This window comes from Vibrio sp. 10N.286.49.E11 (genome assembly GCF_041469505.1).
GTDB classification, from domain to species: domain Bacteria; phylum Pseudomonadota; class Gammaproteobacteria; order Enterobacterales; family Vibrionaceae; genus Vibrio; species Vibrio crassostreae_C.
Window position 1 is genome coordinate 13,796 of the sequence record NZ_JBFRKQ010000041.1, and the last position, 15,468, is coordinate 29,263.

The window sequence follows — 15,468 nt, forward strand, 5'->3', positions numbered from 1 at the left end:
CAAGTCAGGATGTGTACCGTTATCACACTTATGCACTTTACTCGGATATGTTACCAACTGCGTAATATTTGTCACATAAGCAATGATAAGGATTTGCCATGATTATTATTAATTCATAACCAACGACAAGGAATTGCGATGACGGCGGTGCTTGCTTTGTTTCGGTCCATGTTAGGTAGCATGAGGGATCTATTGCCAATCGTGGCGGTAATCGCTTTCTTCCAGCTTGCTGTCTTACAAGAGCCACTTCCTCATCTTTTATCTATTCTAACCGGCTTAGTGCTCGTCGTTTTTGGACTTACTTTCTTTATCTTTGGCCTTGAAATGGGGTTATTTCCGATTGGCGAATCGATGGCTCAAGCATTTGCCAGAAAGGGGAGTGTGTTCTGGTTATTGATCTTCGCTTTTTGTTTGGGTTTTGGTACCACCATAGCCGAGCCAGCGTTAACCGCAGTCGCTGCCGAAGCCGCAGAAGTGGCAGCTGAGGGAGGTGTAATCCCCAATACGTTAGATGAAATGGAGCAGTATGCCGATGGCCTGCGCTTTACAGTGGCACTGTCAGTCGGTATCGCTATTTTACTCGGTGTGCTGAGAATCTTAAAAGGTTGGCCAATTCAGTACATGATCATCGGTGGCTATATTGGAGTTGTGGTGCTTACTGCATTTGCTCCGGAAAACATTATTGGGATTGCGTATGACTCTGGTGGAGTGACAACATCGACGATCACCGTTCCACTGGTGACAGCACTGGGGGTGGGGTTAGCCTCGGCGATTAAAGGACGAAATCCTATGATTGATGGCTTTGGATTGATTGCATTTGCTTCGTTGTTGCCGATGATGTTTGTCATGGTTTATGGGATGGTGGTGACATGATCAGTGTGCAGCAATTTATCGACACCTTTTTAGGTACCGTGATGGATGTAATTCCGATTGCGGTGATCATCTTTGGTTTTCAGTTGGCGGTATTACGTAAGCCTGTGAACAATTTAGCTAAGGTGCTGATTGGTTTCTTTTACGTCATCCTTGGTTTGTCTCTTTTCTTGATGGGATTGGAACTTGCACTGTTTCCCTTAGGGGAGACGATGGCCATGCAACTGACCGAGCCAAGTTTCCTGACTGAGTTTAAGGTCAGCTCTGGCCTTGCTTTGGTTTGGTTTGATTATTACTGGGTCTATCTTTTCGCGTTTTGTATTGGTTTCAGCACCACGATAGCCGAGCCTTCGTTGATTGCTGTGGCAATTAAGGCGAATCAAGTCTCGGGCGGCAGTATCAGTGTTAATGGGCTGAGAATCGCCGTGGCATTGGGTGTCGCTATTGGTATCTCGCTTGGAAGCTATCGGATTGTTGCTGGAGACCCGATCCATTACTACATCATTTTTGGTTATGTCGTCGTGGTCATTCAAACCTTTTACGCCCCAAAACTCATTATTCCATTGGCCTATGACTCGGGCGGTGTAACCACATCAACGGTGACAGTCCCTTTGGTGACAGCGCTCGGGCTTGGGCTTGCTTCAACCGTACCAGGAAGAAACCCTGTCATTGATGGTTTTGGATTGATCGCTTTTGCCAGCTTGTTTCCGATTATTTCAGTGATGAGCTATGCCCAAATAACACAATGGTTAAACCGTTTACACACCTCTAAGGAGAGCAAAGATGCGCTTTAAACTTATCTTAGCGTTTGTAGAAGAGAGCAAGACAGACAGTGTGCTCGATGCCGCGCGTGATGCGGGCGCAACCGGAGCAACCGTGATTAATAATGCCAGAGGGCAGGGCTTAAACCAAAAAACTACCTTCTTTGGCTTAACGTTAGAGGTGCAAAAAGATGTGTTGCTGTTTGTGGTTGAGGAACACTTAGCGAGGCATATTCTTGAAACTATTGGCGAAGTCGGCGAGTTTGACCAGGAGTCAGGACAAGGTATAGCGGTGCAGATCGATATTGAAGACGCAGTCGGGGTTGCGCATCAAGTCGAGACGTTAACAAAGGTTGTGGAGGATGAGCTATGAGTACCAGTGAAAAGATCCGAGTAGGCGATGTCATGGCCAATACGTATGTGATTATCGATGGGCTAACCACGGTGTTAGAAGCGATAGAGATGGCTAAAAAGCACAAAGTGAAGGCAATCATTGTCGATAAACGCCACGAAGATGACGAATACGGCATCGTATTGATGAATGACATTGCCAAGAAAGTACTGGCTAAGAACCGATCTCCAAAGCGAACCAATGTTTATGAGATCATGACCAAGCCAGCGCTAAGCGTGTCTGCTGAGATGAACGTAAAGTATTGCGCTCGCCTGTTTGAACGCTTTGGTATCAGTCGTGCGCCAGTAGTTCGTGATAACAAGATAGTAGGTATGGTTAGTTACAATAATATCGTGATCAATGGTATGGCGAGAGATGACGTGTAGCATTTAGATACGTACAATAGGCTCATAAATTTTATGGAGAAGTACGTGTGAAATTATTTTTTGCTTCAGACCTACACGGTTCGCTGCCAGCAACAGAAAAGGTATTAGAACTCTACCAAGCATCTGGTGCGCAATATTTAGTTCTATTGGGTGACATTCTGAATCATGGACCAAGAAATCCGATTCCAGAAGGATACAACCCGCCGGCGGTTGCAGATAAGTTGAATGCGTTTTCTCAAGAGATCATTGCCGTTCGTGGTAACTGCGATAGCGAAGTGGATCAGATGTTGTTGTCTTTTCCAATGATGATGGATTACTCGTGGGTGCTATTAGAATCAGGCCAGCGTATCTTCCTAACGCATGGCCATTTGTACAACACCAATAAACGCCCTGCGTTGAAGGCGGGCGATATCATTGCACACGGTCATACCCATATTCCTGTCGCCGAATACCAAGATGACATCTTTATCTTTAACCCTAGCTCGGTGACATTCCCACGAGAGGGACACGCGGCAAGCTATGGCATCTATGAAAACAATACCTTCAAAGTCATTAGCCTTGAAGGTGATGTTCTCGTGAGTGGTCAGCTTTAAATCATTGGATCGGCTGTGAAAGGCTTATTTTGAGTCCACGTGGCCGAGATCTCTGTCTGGAGCAATGATGTTTCGTACTCTTTGCTTCAGAACTTTCGCCTCTGGAAAACCGTCATCTGCTTTTCTTTCCCAAATCTGCACACCATTACAAAAGATTTCGAACCTGCCTCCTGTGTCTGGGTGTAAGCTCACTTGTTCAATTTCTTCGCTGAAGGTATGCAGTAGCTCTTGGCATAACCAACTAGAGCGAAGCATCCAATTGCATTGACGGCAATAGTGTATCGCGATTGTGGCTTTTGTTGCTGTCTCTTTCGCTGGCGCCAGATTAGGTTGTTCCGTTTTCATGGTTAATCCTTAAAATGCTACATCCGTAATTTGATACCAACGGCTAACAAAAAAGGGGCTTCATGCCCCTTTTTTCTATTGGTTTACCGTTTCATGGTATTCAGCTATTCATAAACAGTAAATAGCGATCCAATCTTAGTTTGAAAACAATACGGTAGAACCATGATTTAAGCTAGTCAGTAGCAGTGCCTTCGGGTTAACAATATCTATGCGGCGGCTTTGCTCTGCGTCCATCTTAATGACTTGAGTGATCAGCTCTAGCTGTTCTTCTGAAAAGTCTTGGCGCTGAGCCGAGGTCACATCTTTAAACTCCGTTGGCGAAATCAGTAAGTAGTTATCGTTAATATCCCACTGACCCGTTTCAGAGATGTTGATGACATTCGCAGGCTCAGTTTGATTACCGTAAAGTCTAACCACTGACATTCTTAAATATGTACCATTTGGTAGGTATTTCGCATTCGATGATAGTTCAACTCTACGAAGTGGGCCTATTGAGTCAGCTTGCTTGTTATCGCTAATCAGCGTCACCATTCTCGACTGCCATTCATGCTGAGTGAGCAAGCGCTCTACTTTTGCATTGCTGCTCCAATATAGCCAACCACTCAAAAATGCCGATAGAACCAGTAAGATAATCGATACTTTTAATTTCATGTTACTTACCACCGTTACAAATGTCGTTTACATCCGACTGATTTGCGTAAATTCTTAGGGTTACATTTTCGCTCGAGTAATCTTGCGGGTGAATGTAGTTGAGGGCAAGGTTATTGGTTTGTCCACCTGTCGCGATCACTTCTGTCGGCTTTAGCACACCAGTGTGACTCGTGTTGTAACTTAATACACACTTTTCTATTGCTGGCAGCCAACTGCTGAGGTCTGGGTGGTTAACCGGTGATTGAACCTTTACACCATCCACTTCAGTCAAAACCGTGAACTCGGACTCCACCGAGGTAGTAAACGTTAAAACGAAAATCGGCATGATGAAAGCGGCAAGCAGTAACCAAAATGTTAACCATTTATTGGTGCTTTTAGCCGGAGCTACAACAGGAGCGGTTGCTGGTTCTACTGCCACCTTAGTTTGTTGAACTTTTGTAATTGGCTCAGGTTCAAATGTGTCAGTGATTGCTTGTTCAGTCGCTGCAGGCGTTGCAAACGTTAGGATAGGTTCAACGTCATTTTCTGCAATTTCAGCGGCTACTGGCAGGTCATTTGATGACAGTGGCGCAGAACGTTCAACGGTCGCAATAAATTGGTAGCCGCGCTTAGGTACTGTTTTTACGAATTCAGGAGATTTGGTTGAGTCTTTGAGCATCTTTCTCAGAGTCGATACGGCTTGCGTTAAGCTTGAGTCATCCACCTCAAAGCCTTGGTCTCGCCAAACATACTCATGCAATTCATTACGAGTGATAACTTCATTAGGCCTTTCTGACAGCATCAAGAGAATGCGGCTTTCATTGCTACCAAGACGTACGACTTCACCGTCGCTCATTTGATCGACAAGTGAATTGCTGTTTGGGTCGAATACGAACCGTTGTGCGAGAATAAACTTTGTGCCGATATTACTCATTGAATTCTTCTATTTTGGATTGTTTTGGGGGGAGAAATAGACAAATCTCAGGTGAAGTTCCGTTAATTCTTCACCAAATCATGGCTTATTTTATGTTCTTTTATATTTATCCGGCTCAAGGATAATAAAAACAGATAAAAAAAACAGTGTTTTTATGATTTTTGACCTTGAATTTACATTTGTCATCCTCATGTTAATGAACAGAAGAGTGGCATCAAGTGTTACGCCCCTATGATTATTCAACATAAAGTATAGATGTTTTGGAGTAAAAATGAGCGAAACGGCAACGCAAAATAAAGAGACTCGTGGCTTTCAATCTGAAGTAAAACAACTACTTCATCTAATGATTCACTCACTGTATTCAAATAAAGAAATCTTTCTACGTGAGCTGATCTCTAACGCATCTGACGCGGCTGATAAGCTTCGTTTTCAAGCTCTATCGAACGGTGACCTTTACCAAGGTGATGCAGATCTAGGTGTAAAACTTTCTTTCAACGCGGAAGCAAACACGTTAACCATTTCTGATAACGGTATCGGTATGAGCCGCGACAACGTTATTGAGCATTTAGGTACGATTGCTAAGTCAGGCACTGCAGATTTTTTCTCAAAGCTGTCTGAAGACCAAAGCAAAGACTCTCAACTGATTGGTCAATTTGGTGTGGGTTTCTATTCTGCATTCATCGTCGCAGACGCGGTAACGGTTCGCACACGTGCAGCTGGCCTGCCGAACAATGAAGCTGTTCAGTGGCACTCTGCAGGTGAAGGCGATTACACAATCGAAGACATCACTAAAGAGTCTCGTGGTACTGACATCGTTCTGCACATGCGTGAAGACGGTAAAGAGTTCTTAAATGAGTGGCGTCTGCGTGAAGTGATTGGTAAATATTCTGACCACATCGGCATTCCTGTTTCTATCTTCACAGCAGTGAAAGATGACGAAGGTAAAGACACCGAAGAGAAACATTGGGAACAGATCAACAAGGCGCAAGCACTTTGGACTCGCAACAAATCTGATATCGAGAAAGAAGAGTACCAAGAGTTTTACAAACACGTATCTCACGACTTTGCTGATCCACTAACCTGGAGCCACAACAAGGTTGAAGGTAAGAACGATTACACAAGCCTGCTTTACATCCCAGCGAAAGCACCTTGGGACATGATGAACCGTGACCACAAGAGTGGCTTGAAACTTTACGTGCAGCGTGTATTCATCATGGATGACGCAGAGCAGTTCATGCCATCTTACATGCGTTTCGTTCGTGGCTTGATTGACTCAAACGATCTGCCATTGAACGTGTCTCGTGAAATCCTGCAAGACAACAAGGTAACTCAGTCTCTTCGTGGCGCATGTACCAAGCGTGTACTGACTATGCTTGAGCGCATGGCGAAGAATGACAATGATAAGTACCTAGAGTTTTGGAAAGAGTTCGGCCTAGTATTGAAAGAAGGCCCGGCTGAAGATATGGCGAACAAAGAGAAGATCGCTGGTCTACTTCGTTTCTCGTCAACGGAAGTGGATTCTGCTGAACAAACCATCAGCCTAGAATCTTACGTTGAGCGCATGAAAGAAGGCCAAGATAAGATTTACTACCTGACAGCAGATAGCTACGCTGCCGCTAAGAACAGCCCACACTTGGAGCAGTTCAAAGCTAAAGGTATTGAAGTGGTTCTAATGTACGATCGTATTGATGAGTACGTAATGAACTACCTGACTGACTTCGACGGTAAACAGTTCCAATCGATCACTAAAGCAGGCTTAGACCTAAGCAAGTTTGAAGGTGAAGAAGAGAAAGAGAAGCAAAAAGAGACAGAAGAAGAGTTCAAATCTGTTGTAGAGCGCACTCAATCTTACCTAGGTGGTCGTGTTAAAGAAGTTCGTACGACCTTCAAGCTAGCAACAACACCTGCGGTTGTTGTGACTGACGACTTCGAAATGGGCACGCAAATGGCGAAGCTTCTTGAAGCTGCGGGTCAAGCGGCACCGGAAGTGAAGTACATCTTCGAGATTAACCCTGAGCACGCACTGGTTAAACAGATGGCTGACGAAGCAGACGAGCAAGCGTTTGGTCGTTGGGTTGAGTTGCTACTTGGTCAAGCGATGCTGGCTGAAAAGGGCTCAATGGAAGATCCGTCACAATTCTTGGGTGCAATCAACGAGCTACTAACAAAGCGTTAGTCTTTCGACTTTAGGTTAAGCCAACAATTACAATAAAAAGCTCGCAAATGCGGGCTTTTTTTTATGAACTTCGTTGAAAATTGACCTAACGTGGTCAACGTCACCGTTATCGTCACAACAAATGTTGTCGATGCATTCTTTAGTCGTAAATTCAGCCAAATTGAATATTAATGTGATAGAATGCTCGACCTAATCAGCTGGGGCTAAGAAGCGACTATCTCCAGTTGTATGATTTTTAAACGTTATACCGAAACTTACCGTTTTGCTTCTGTTCACAGTTTTGCTTAGCCTCAATGGTTACTTAACGCTTTCTGTTCATCCTAAAAATGAGCAAGAATGGAGGGATAGTGAGCTTCGGTATAAATCATAATTTTATAAGAGGATTAAACATGCGCATCATTCTTCTAGGTGCTCCTGGCGCGGGTAAAGGTACTCAAGCTAACTTCATCATGAACAAATTTGGTATCCCTCAAATTTCAACTGGTGACATGCTACGTGCTGCTATCAAAGCGGGTACTGAGCTTGGTAAGCAAGCAAAATCAGTAATCGACGCTGGTCAGCTAGTTTCTGATGAAATTATCCTTGGTCTTATCAAAGAGCGTATCGCTCAAGATGACTGTGAGAAAGGTTTCCTACTAGACGGTTTCCCACGCACAATCCCACAAGCTGATGGCCTAAAAGAAATGGGCATCGCTGTTGATTACGTTGTTGAATTTGACGTAGCTGACGATGTGATTGTTGAGCGTATGGCTGGTCGTCGTGCTCACCTTCCTTCTGGTCGTACATACCACACTGTGTACAATCCGCCTAAAGAAGAAGGTAAAGATGACGTAACGGGTGAAGACCTAGTGGTACGTGATGACGACAAAGAAGAAACAGTTCGTGCACGTCTAGGTGTATACCACGATCAAACAGCTCCGCTAATCTCTTACTACGGTAAAGAAGCTGAAGCAGGCAACACTCAGTACCTTAAGTTTGATGGTACTAAGCAAGTTGCTGAAGTTAGTGCAGAACTTGAGAAAGCACTAGCATAATTGGCTAACAGCCAGTTTTAGAATTTGATATATTGGAAGCGACCTTAAGGGTCGCTTTTTTTGTTTCAATTTTTAGTACGATACCAATCTATATAACTTGATTGCACATGATTCAGAACGGTTCAGACCCGACGGCAGTGGCTAGCAATTGAGAGTGGATGTTGTGTATCTCATATGAAGAATGATTATTCAGACTTTCATTGAGGCGCAATGATCTTAAACTTATGCAGATTAGTATATTACTTTCCAGAAAATCACATATTGGTCTCAGGTATCTATGGAAAATAATAAAAAGCAGGGCGTTTTACTGGTGAACTTAGGAACGCCAGATGCGGCGACCCCCGCTGGCGTTCGTCGATTTTTGAGTGAATTCTTACACGACAAGCGAGTTGTAAACCTAACTCGTTGGCTTTGGTGTCCTATTCTGCATGGGGTGATTCTTCCTATTCGTTCACCTAAGGTTGCGAAGCTATATCAGTCGGTTTGGATGGATGATGGATCACCTTTGCTCGTTTACTCGCAGAGACAAGCGGAAAAGCTAGAGAAAAAATTAGAGATGCCGGTTGCATTGGGAATGACCTATGGTAACCCAAGCCTTAAGACGGGTATCGAACAACTGATGGAGCAGGGCGTTGAAGACGTTATTGTATTGCCTTTGTACCCTCAGTACTCAGGTACAACGACAGCGGCTGTTTCTGATGGCTTAACCAAAGCTTTTAAGCAGATGCCAGTTATCCCGAGCTATCGCTTTATTCGCGACTACTACGCGCACCCAAGCTATGCAAAAGCATTGGCTGAAAGCGTCCGCAGTCATTGGGATAAAAATGGCAGAGCCGATCATTTAGTGTGTTCTTTCCACGGTATTCCGAAGCGACTGGCTGATGAAGGCGATATCTACCCTCAGCATTGTGAAGCGACAACAAAGCTGCTTGCGGCAGAGTTAGGTTTGTCAGCGGACGATATCACCATGACATACCAATCGCGATTTGGTCGAGAAGAGTGGTTGAAGCCATACACTGACGAGACACTTGAGTCACTGCCGAGTAAAGGCATCAAGAAGATCGACATCATGGCACCTGCCTTTTCAGTTGACTGTTTGGAAACGTTGGAAGAGATTTCAGACCAGTGTAAAGAGACGTTCATTGACGCTGGTGGTTCGGACTTTAGCTACATTATGTGTCTGAACGACAGAGACTCACACATCGACATGATGGCTGAACTAGTGGCGCTTCATCGCTAACTGATATGGCGATTGAATAGATAACAAAAGGGCTGCTCATTGAGCAGCCCTTTTTGATCTTGATGTTTCTTCTTGAAATCGATCTAGCTATTAAGCGACCGAAGTTTCTGCTTTTGGTTCTGCTTCAAGCGTCATGTTGGTTTCTACACCATGCATCCATGATACAAGCTTACCAGCACAAAGCAGCAGTAATATGGCACTCACCGTTGCTGTGATAGCAATACCACTGAAGATTGACATAGCACCAAGCTCACCAACGTGAGAACCGACCAGGCCTGCCATGTAGTTTGCCACCGCATTGAAGCCAAACCATGCACCCATCATCAATGATGCTAGGCGAAGCGGAGCTAACTTAGTGACCAACGACAGGCCAATAGGCGATAGACAAAGCTCACCAAGGGTATGGAAGAAGAAAGCACCGACTAGCCATAGCATTGATGTTTTCACGGTTAGGTCACCGCCTTGCTCCATTACCGCGCCCATCATGCACACAAAGCCCAGTGCTAAGAAGAACAATGCCATTGCAAACTTAACAGGAGAGTTGGGTTCACGCTTACCCAGTTTCACCCAGAACGCAGCAATGATTGGAGCAAGTGTAATGATGAAGAATGGGTTCAAAGATTGGAACCACGCAGCAGGAACTTCAAAGCCACCAATCATACGGTCAGTATATTGTTGAGTGTAGATGTTCATTAGGCCGCCAGCTTGTTCAAAGCCCGCCCAGAAAACAATCACGAACAGACCCATGATAAGAATCACTTTTAGTCTGTCGAACTCTTCTTTGGTCAGTGGCGCTTTTTCTTTAGATTTGTTTAGTGCTTTCGCTCTTGCAGCAGCAGGTACAGAACCGATGTTGCCCAACCAAGACTGAGCCATTGTCACTTGCATGATCAAGCTAATAACCATACCAATACCAGCGGCTAGGAAACCTGCTTTCCAACCGAATGAATCGACAGCAGCACCTGAAATTAAGCCACCAAGCAGCGCACCTAAGTTGATGCCCATGTAGAAAATGGTGAAAGCACCGTCACGGCGGTTATCGCCTTCTTGGTACAGATCGCCAACCATGGTTGAGATGTTCGGCTTAAACATACCGTTACCACTGATTAGCAGTGCTAAACCAAGGTACAGCGCGTTCACTTGGTCTAAACCGATGAAGCCGTTAGGTAGAGCCATTGTAAATTGGCCAAGTGCCATCAATACACCGCCAATCATAATTGATTTACGCTGACCTAGGTAGTTATCGGCAATCCAGCCACCAATTAATGGTGTGATGTAGACTAAGCCGGTGTAAATACCGTAGAGATCGAGTGCGTCTTTCGTTGACCAACCCAGTCCACCGTTGAGGGTAGTGTCAGTCAAAAATAAGACAAGGATGGCACGCATCGCATAGTAAGAGAAACGTTCCCATAGCTCTGTGCTAAAAAGTAGAAATAGGCCTCTAGGGTGGCCAAAGATGTTGTGGTTGCTTGGCATAAGTTTTACTAATTTTAGGTATTAAAAGATTTTATAGTCATTCATGTATACACAGTGGGATAAAAGTCTGCAATAGACTTATTTTATGGTCACGACAACTTGGTTTAACTAAGATGTTGATATTAAATATCTTTATTTTTAATGTTGCCCATTTTAGATGTGCTGCAAACTAATTTTCCAGATTTGAGTTGGTTGGTTAATAACCTTCATTAAAGTTGTGTTGAATTAAAATCTTTAGATATATTGCTCTGGTGTATCATTTTGAGTTTTAAGGGAGTGGCATGCGCATTAGCTGGGGCATACATATGCTTACAACAATGAGTCTTTTGATCTCTAAATGATCTCTGTACAATGCTTAACCACTCCGACACCTATAACTTTTTGTTGATAAATTGGTCTGCTACGCATTATTTTTCGTTAGCAACGATTCATTTTATTAATGGTGATTTAACCGTTTTAGGCATGTGGTAAAATATCTAAAAATATAAAATGGCTAGTCAAATGAAACGTTGGTATTTGCTTTACTGTAAGCGTGGTGATCAAAAACGCGCTCAGCAGCACTTAGAGAATCAGGGGGTAGAGTGCTTTTACCCTCAAATAGAAGTCGAAAAGGTGGTGAGAGGGAAAGAAAAGCAGGTCAAAGAACCGCTGTTTCCGTCTTACATCTTTGTTCGCTTCGACTATGAGCAAGGTCCTAGCTTCACGACCGTTCGTTCAACACGTGGCGTTGTGGACTTTATTAAGTTCGGTTCACTGCCGCACGAGGTCCAAGGAGACTTGGTGTTTGAACTTAAAGAGTTTGAGAAGTGCTGCAGTAACGAAGTGGAAGATTGTTGTGTTGAGTTTGAATCTGGACAGGTAGTTAAGATTCAGAGTGGCCAATTTGCTGGGGTTGAAGCTATTTTCGATCAGAAAGACGGTGAGGCTCGATCGATTATGCTGGTGAAAATGATCAGCCAAGTCGTTCCAATCAGTATTGAGAACGAAGCACTACAAGCTCGCGCATAACTGCAGTAATAAAAATAGGCTTAAAACAAAAGGCGCATAATGCGCCTTTTTTAGTCTTTAGGATTTGTTCAAAACGCTCTAAGCGTTGTAAGCATCGTTGTGAACGGCTTGTACTGCACGGCCTGATGGGTCGACACAGTTTTTGAATGACTCATCCCACTCAATCGCTTTCGCTGATGAACAAGCAACTGAAGGACCACCAGGTACACACTCTGCCGCAGATTCTAGAGGGAATAGCTCCTCAAAGATTTCACGGTAAGCATAACCTTCTTTGGTTGTTGGCGTGTTGTAAGGGAAACGGAACTTAGCAGCTTCCATTTGTTGATCCGTTACTTTTGCTTCAGCCGTTGCTTTCAATGTATCAATCCAATCGTAGCCAACACCATCAGAGAACTGCTCTTTTTGACGCCATGCGATTGAATCTGGTAGGTAGTCTTCAAAACACTCACGCAGGATGTGTTTCTCCATCTTACCGTTACCGCACATCTTATCTTCAGGGTTCAGACGCATTGCGACATCGATGAACTCTTTATCCAAGAATGGTACACGGCCTTCAACACCCCATGCCGCTAGCGATTTGTTTGCACGAGCACAGTCGAACATGCTTAGAGCAAGCAGTTTACGTACTGTCTCTTCGTGGAACTCTTTCGCGTTTGGCGCTTTATGGAAGTACAGGTAACCACCAAAGATTTCATCAGCACCTTCACCTGAAAGTACCATCTTGATGCCCATCGCTTTGATCTTACGAGCCAGCAAGTACATTGGCGTTGATGCACGAATCGTCGTTACATCGTAAGTTTCGATATGGTAGATAACGTCACGGATTGCGTCTAGGCCTTCCTGAATAGTGTAAGTCATCTCATGGTGCACAGTTCCGATCTTGTCCGCAACTTCACGAGCAGCGATAAGGTCTGGTGCGCCTTCAAGACCAACAGCGAACGAGTGCAGTTGTGGCCACCAAGCTTCAGATTGCTCATCATCTTCGATACGCATTGCCGCAAAGCGTTTTGCAACTGCTGAAGTAATTGATGAATCCAGGCCACCAGATAGAAGTACACCGTAAGGAACGTCAGTCATTAGTTGACGTTTAACGGCTGCTTCTAGCGCTTCAGTCAGTTCTTCTTTGCTTGTGCTGTTGCCTTGTACCGCAGCGTACTCGTTCCAATCGCGGATGTAGTAGCGTTGAGGTTCAGCATCTTTCGAAGAGTAGAAGCTACCTGGAGGGAATTCACTGATCGTCTTACATACTTCAACCAATGCTTTCATCTCTGAAGCCACGTAGTAGTTGCCGTGCTCATCGTAACCTTGGTAAAGCGGGATGATACCAATATGGTCGCGGCCCACTAGGTACTCGTCTTTCTCTTCGTCGTATAAAACGAATGCGAAAATACCGTTAAGCTCTTCTAGAAGGTCTGCACCCATCTCTTGGTATAGCGCTAGGATAACTTCACAGTCAGAATCAGTCTGGAACTGGTACTTATCTTCATAGCGTGCACGAAGTTCTTTGTGGTTATAAATTTCACCGTTTACTGCAAGAATGTGCTTTTTGTCTTGACTGTATAGTGGTTGAGCACCACTGTTCAAGCCAACAATAGCAAGACGTTCATGAGCAAGGATTGCTTTTTCACCAGCATAGATACCAGACCAGTCTGGACCACGGTGACGAAGCTTCTTAGACATTTCTAAAGCAATAGGGCGAAGTGTTGCGGCATCACTTTTAATGTCGAGAATGCCAAATACTGAACACATAGAACTTCCTTTTAAATAATTTCCAAATCAACTGCATTCAATTTGCCATTCTGGCTAAAAAAAGCAACCGGATGTGAGCAAAAAAATAATATAAAGGGTGTTCTGTTAGAAATTATCTAATTTTTATGTGCTTTTGGTGTGTGATGTTTAATTGCGGTTGGTTTTTTAAACAAAAACCTCTCAAAAGTGCGAAAAATAGGCAGTTTTGAGAGGTTTAGTTGAACACTGTCTAATACTAGATTTTATTGATATTTGGATTTAACTGTTCGCAAACGTGGCGAGCAAAACCACTACCAGCCTCGCTGTAAATGTTAAATGCCGCATCAACGCCATTCTCTTTCAGTGTTTCGAGTTGATCGGGATATTCAGCAATAGCCGCAATTTGGCCTTTAAAGTTACGTGACTTTAATTGTTCTAAAGCGGTTTGATTACCTTGGTGGTGAGGCATTGCCAAAATCACCAGCTTTACGTTTGCTGTATCTAGAATTCGCTCCCAAAAATCTGGGTCAGTCGCGTCGCCAGAAATCACGTTTCTGCCTTGGCTTCTGTGGTTGTGCGCGGCTTCTTCACGCACTTCTACACCTAGGCTGACCTTGCCATAGCGAGTACGTAATTCGTCATAAGCACCGGTACCAATTCGGCCCATACCTAGAATAAGCACTTGGGCACGACCAGGGTCAATTCGCTTATCACGTCGGTGAAGCTTTTCTGACGCATGCTCTTTTAGCCATTTACCTGACTGCTGATAAAGCTTATGACCAGCTCGGTTTAAAGGAGCAGCGATTAGAAAAGACAGTGAAACTGCAATGGCAACGGCAACTAAGATATCACCCGACATCCAACCCATCTTGAAGGCGAGACCACCAACGATGAGGCCAAACTCGCTATAGTTAAACAGTGATAGCGAGGCAAGTAGAGACGTTCGAACACGGAACTTGAAGCGGTTGAGTACCAAGAAGTAGAGAACACCTTTCACAGGCAGCATCAGCAAGAACAAGATTGCGAGCATAAAGCCTTGAATGGTTGGTTGCTCTGACAGACCAATATTCAAGAAGAAACAGACAAGGAAAAGTTCTTTAAGGTTAAACAGCGACTTTGATAATTCTGAGGCTTTTGGGTGACCAGCAAGTAACATACCTAGAACAAGAGCCCCCAAATCTGGTTTCACACCAACCAAATGGAATAAACCAGCACCGACGACTAATGCGAAGAAGATGCCGGAAAGAACCAGCATCTCACCGTGACCAACCCAATCGAGCACTTTGTAGAACAGTGGGCGTAATAAGGGTAGGGCAAACAGAGCAATTGCATACCACTCAGGTATTTTGCCCGTAGAAGCCGTTAAGAATACTACGGCGAAGATATCCTGCATGACCAAGATACCAATCGCTAACGTTCCGTAGGTCGCATTCATTTCGCCTTTCTCTTGCAGAGTCTTAACCGCAAATACAGTACTAGAGAATGAAAGAGCAAAACCGAGCAGAACGATCTGTTCTACCGACATGGCAGCTAGCGATGAAATACCTAAGAACTTAAAGCCAAACAGGGCGACGGCGAAAAACAGAGTGGACAAAAGGTTGTGGATTGTCGCGCCAGCCCAGATCTCTTTAGAGAGTAGGGTTTTGATATCGAGCTTTAAGCCGATAGTAAATAGAAGCAGCGTGACACCAAGGTCAGCTAAAGTAATGATGGTGTCATTGGTTTCAAAGCCAAAGGCAAAAAGCCCAAAGCCTGCAACCAAAAAACCAACTAATGGGGGAAGGTGACACTTTAAAGCAATAAATCCTGCGATAAACGCAGTGGATATTAATATAAGTTCCATAACTTGTTGTTGTAGTTCCCTAGCTTAAAAAAACGGGCCGTGTTTATACAAAC

Annotated in this window: 15 protein-coding genes; 9 read left to right on the forward strand and 6 right to left on the reverse strand. The window is 44.2% G+C overall.

Features of this window, described 5'->3' with window-relative positions; genetic code table 11:
* Positions 1-138 precede the first annotated feature (138 nt).
* Genes AB4167_RS09295 through yfcE form a run of 5 tightly spaced genes read left to right on the forward strand, consistent with a single transcriptional unit; the run spans position 139 to position 3,001 of the window.
* Positions 139-873, forward strand: coding sequence for a DUF1538 domain-containing protein (locus AB4167_RS09295; RefSeq protein WP_081230915.1), 735 nt, complete (start codon positions 139-141; stop codon positions 871-873).
* Positions 870-1,664 (forward strand): DUF1538 domain-containing protein, encoded by a 795-nt coding sequence (locus AB4167_RS09300; protein WP_372136436.1) that lies wholly within the window; start codon positions 870-872, stop codon positions 1,662-1,664. Before AB4167_RS09295 ends, AB4167_RS09300 begins: the two co-directional genes overlap by 4 nt.
* Positions 1,654-2,004, forward strand: a complete 351-nt coding sequence (locus tag AB4167_RS09305) for a P-II family nitrogen regulator (RefSeq protein ID WP_229647134.1) — start codon at positions 1,654-1,656, stop codon at positions 2,002-2,004. The genes AB4167_RS09300 and AB4167_RS09305 overlap by 11 nt, the downstream gene beginning before the upstream one ends.
* Positions 2,001-2,408: a CBS domain-containing protein gene (locus tag AB4167_RS09310; RefSeq protein WP_017062206.1), complete on the forward strand. Its 408-nt coding sequence runs from the start codon at positions 2,001-2,003 to the stop codon at positions 2,406-2,408. Before AB4167_RS09305 ends, AB4167_RS09310 begins: the two co-directional genes overlap by 4 nt.
* Positions 2,409-2,455: 47 nt before the next feature.
* Positions 2,456-3,001, forward strand: a complete 546-nt coding sequence (gene yfcE, locus AB4167_RS09315) for a phosphodiesterase (protein WP_017068995.1) — start codon at positions 2,456-2,458, stop codon at positions 2,999-3,001.
* Between the two features lie 24 nt (positions 3,002-3,025).
* Here the strand turns inward: yfcE and AB4167_RS09320 are convergent, their stop codons facing one another.
* The 3 genes from AB4167_RS09320 to AB4167_RS09330 all read right to left on the reverse strand — a co-directional run bounded on the left by AB4167_RS09320 (position 3,026) and on the right by AB4167_RS09330 (position 4,910).
* Complete coding sequence (locus tag AB4167_RS09320; RefSeq protein WP_017062204.1) at positions 3,026-3,346, reverse strand: SelT/SelW/SelH family protein; 321 nt, start codon at positions 3,344-3,346, stop codon at positions 3,026-3,028.
* A 135-nt stretch (positions 3,347-3,481) separates the two neighbouring features.
* A complete protein-coding gene (locus tag AB4167_RS09325) occupies positions 3,482-3,997 on the reverse strand; it encodes a regulatory protein ToxS (RefSeq protein WP_102393250.1) in 516 nt (171 codons plus the stop codon).
* A 1-nt stretch (position 3,998) separates the two neighbouring features.
* The gene (locus AB4167_RS09330) at positions 3,999-4,910 is read right to left on the reverse strand and encodes a transcriptional regulator (protein WP_372136438.1); all 912 of its coding nucleotides are present in this window, start codon (positions 4,908-4,910) and stop codon (positions 3,999-4,001) included.
* Positions 4,911-5,181: 271 nt separating this feature from the next.
* On the opposite strand from AB4167_RS09330, the gene htpG reads away from it, so the two are divergent.
* The 3 genes from htpG to hemH all read left to right on the forward strand — a co-directional run bounded on the left by htpG (position 5,182) and on the right by hemH (position 9,360).
* Entirely contained in the window at positions 5,182-7,086 is a 1,905-nt protein-coding gene (gene htpG, locus AB4167_RS09335) for a molecular chaperone HtpG (RefSeq protein WP_017062201.1), read from the forward strand.
* A gap of 389 nt (positions 7,087-7,475) precedes the next feature.
* The gene (gene adk, locus AB4167_RS09340) at positions 7,476-8,120 is read left to right on the forward strand and encodes an adenylate kinase (RefSeq protein ID WP_017062200.1); all 645 of its coding nucleotides are present in this window, start codon (positions 7,476-7,478) and stop codon (positions 8,118-8,120) included.
* Between the two features lie 277 nt (positions 8,121-8,397).
* Complete coding sequence (gene hemH / locus AB4167_RS09345) at positions 8,398-9,360, forward strand: ferrochelatase (RefSeq protein WP_372074678.1); 963 nt, start codon at positions 8,398-8,400, stop codon at positions 9,358-9,360.
* Positions 9,361-9,450: 90 nt separating this feature from the next.
* On the opposite strand, the gene AB4167_RS09350 is transcribed toward hemH, so the two are convergent.
* Positions 9,451-10,836, reverse strand: a complete 1,386-nt coding sequence (locus AB4167_RS09350) for a peptide MFS transporter (protein ID WP_372136439.1) — start codon at positions 10,834-10,836, stop codon at positions 9,451-9,453.
* A gap of 501 nt (positions 10,837-11,337) precedes the next feature.
* Here AB4167_RS09350 and rfaH point away from each other — a divergent pair.
* Positions 11,338-11,844: a transcription/translation regulatory transformer protein RfaH gene (gene rfaH, locus AB4167_RS09355; RefSeq protein WP_017068990.1), complete on the forward strand. Its 507-nt coding sequence runs from the start codon at positions 11,338-11,340 to the stop codon at positions 11,842-11,844.
* 78 nt (positions 11,845-11,922) lie between these two features.
* Here the strand turns inward: rfaH and asnB are convergent, their stop codons facing one another.
* Both asnB and AB4167_RS09365 read right to left on the reverse strand, forming a co-directional pair.
* Complete coding sequence (asnB, locus tag AB4167_RS09360; protein ID WP_102320162.1) at positions 11,923-13,593, reverse strand: asparagine synthase B; 1,671 nt, start codon at positions 13,591-13,593, stop codon at positions 11,923-11,925.
* 235 nt (positions 13,594-13,828) lie between these two features.
* The gene (locus tag AB4167_RS09365) at positions 13,829-15,415 is read right to left on the reverse strand and encodes a cation:proton antiporter family protein (RefSeq protein ID WP_017062195.1); all 1,587 of its coding nucleotides are present in this window, start codon (positions 15,413-15,415) and stop codon (positions 13,829-13,831) included.
* Positions 15,416-15,468 lie beyond the last annotated feature (53 nt).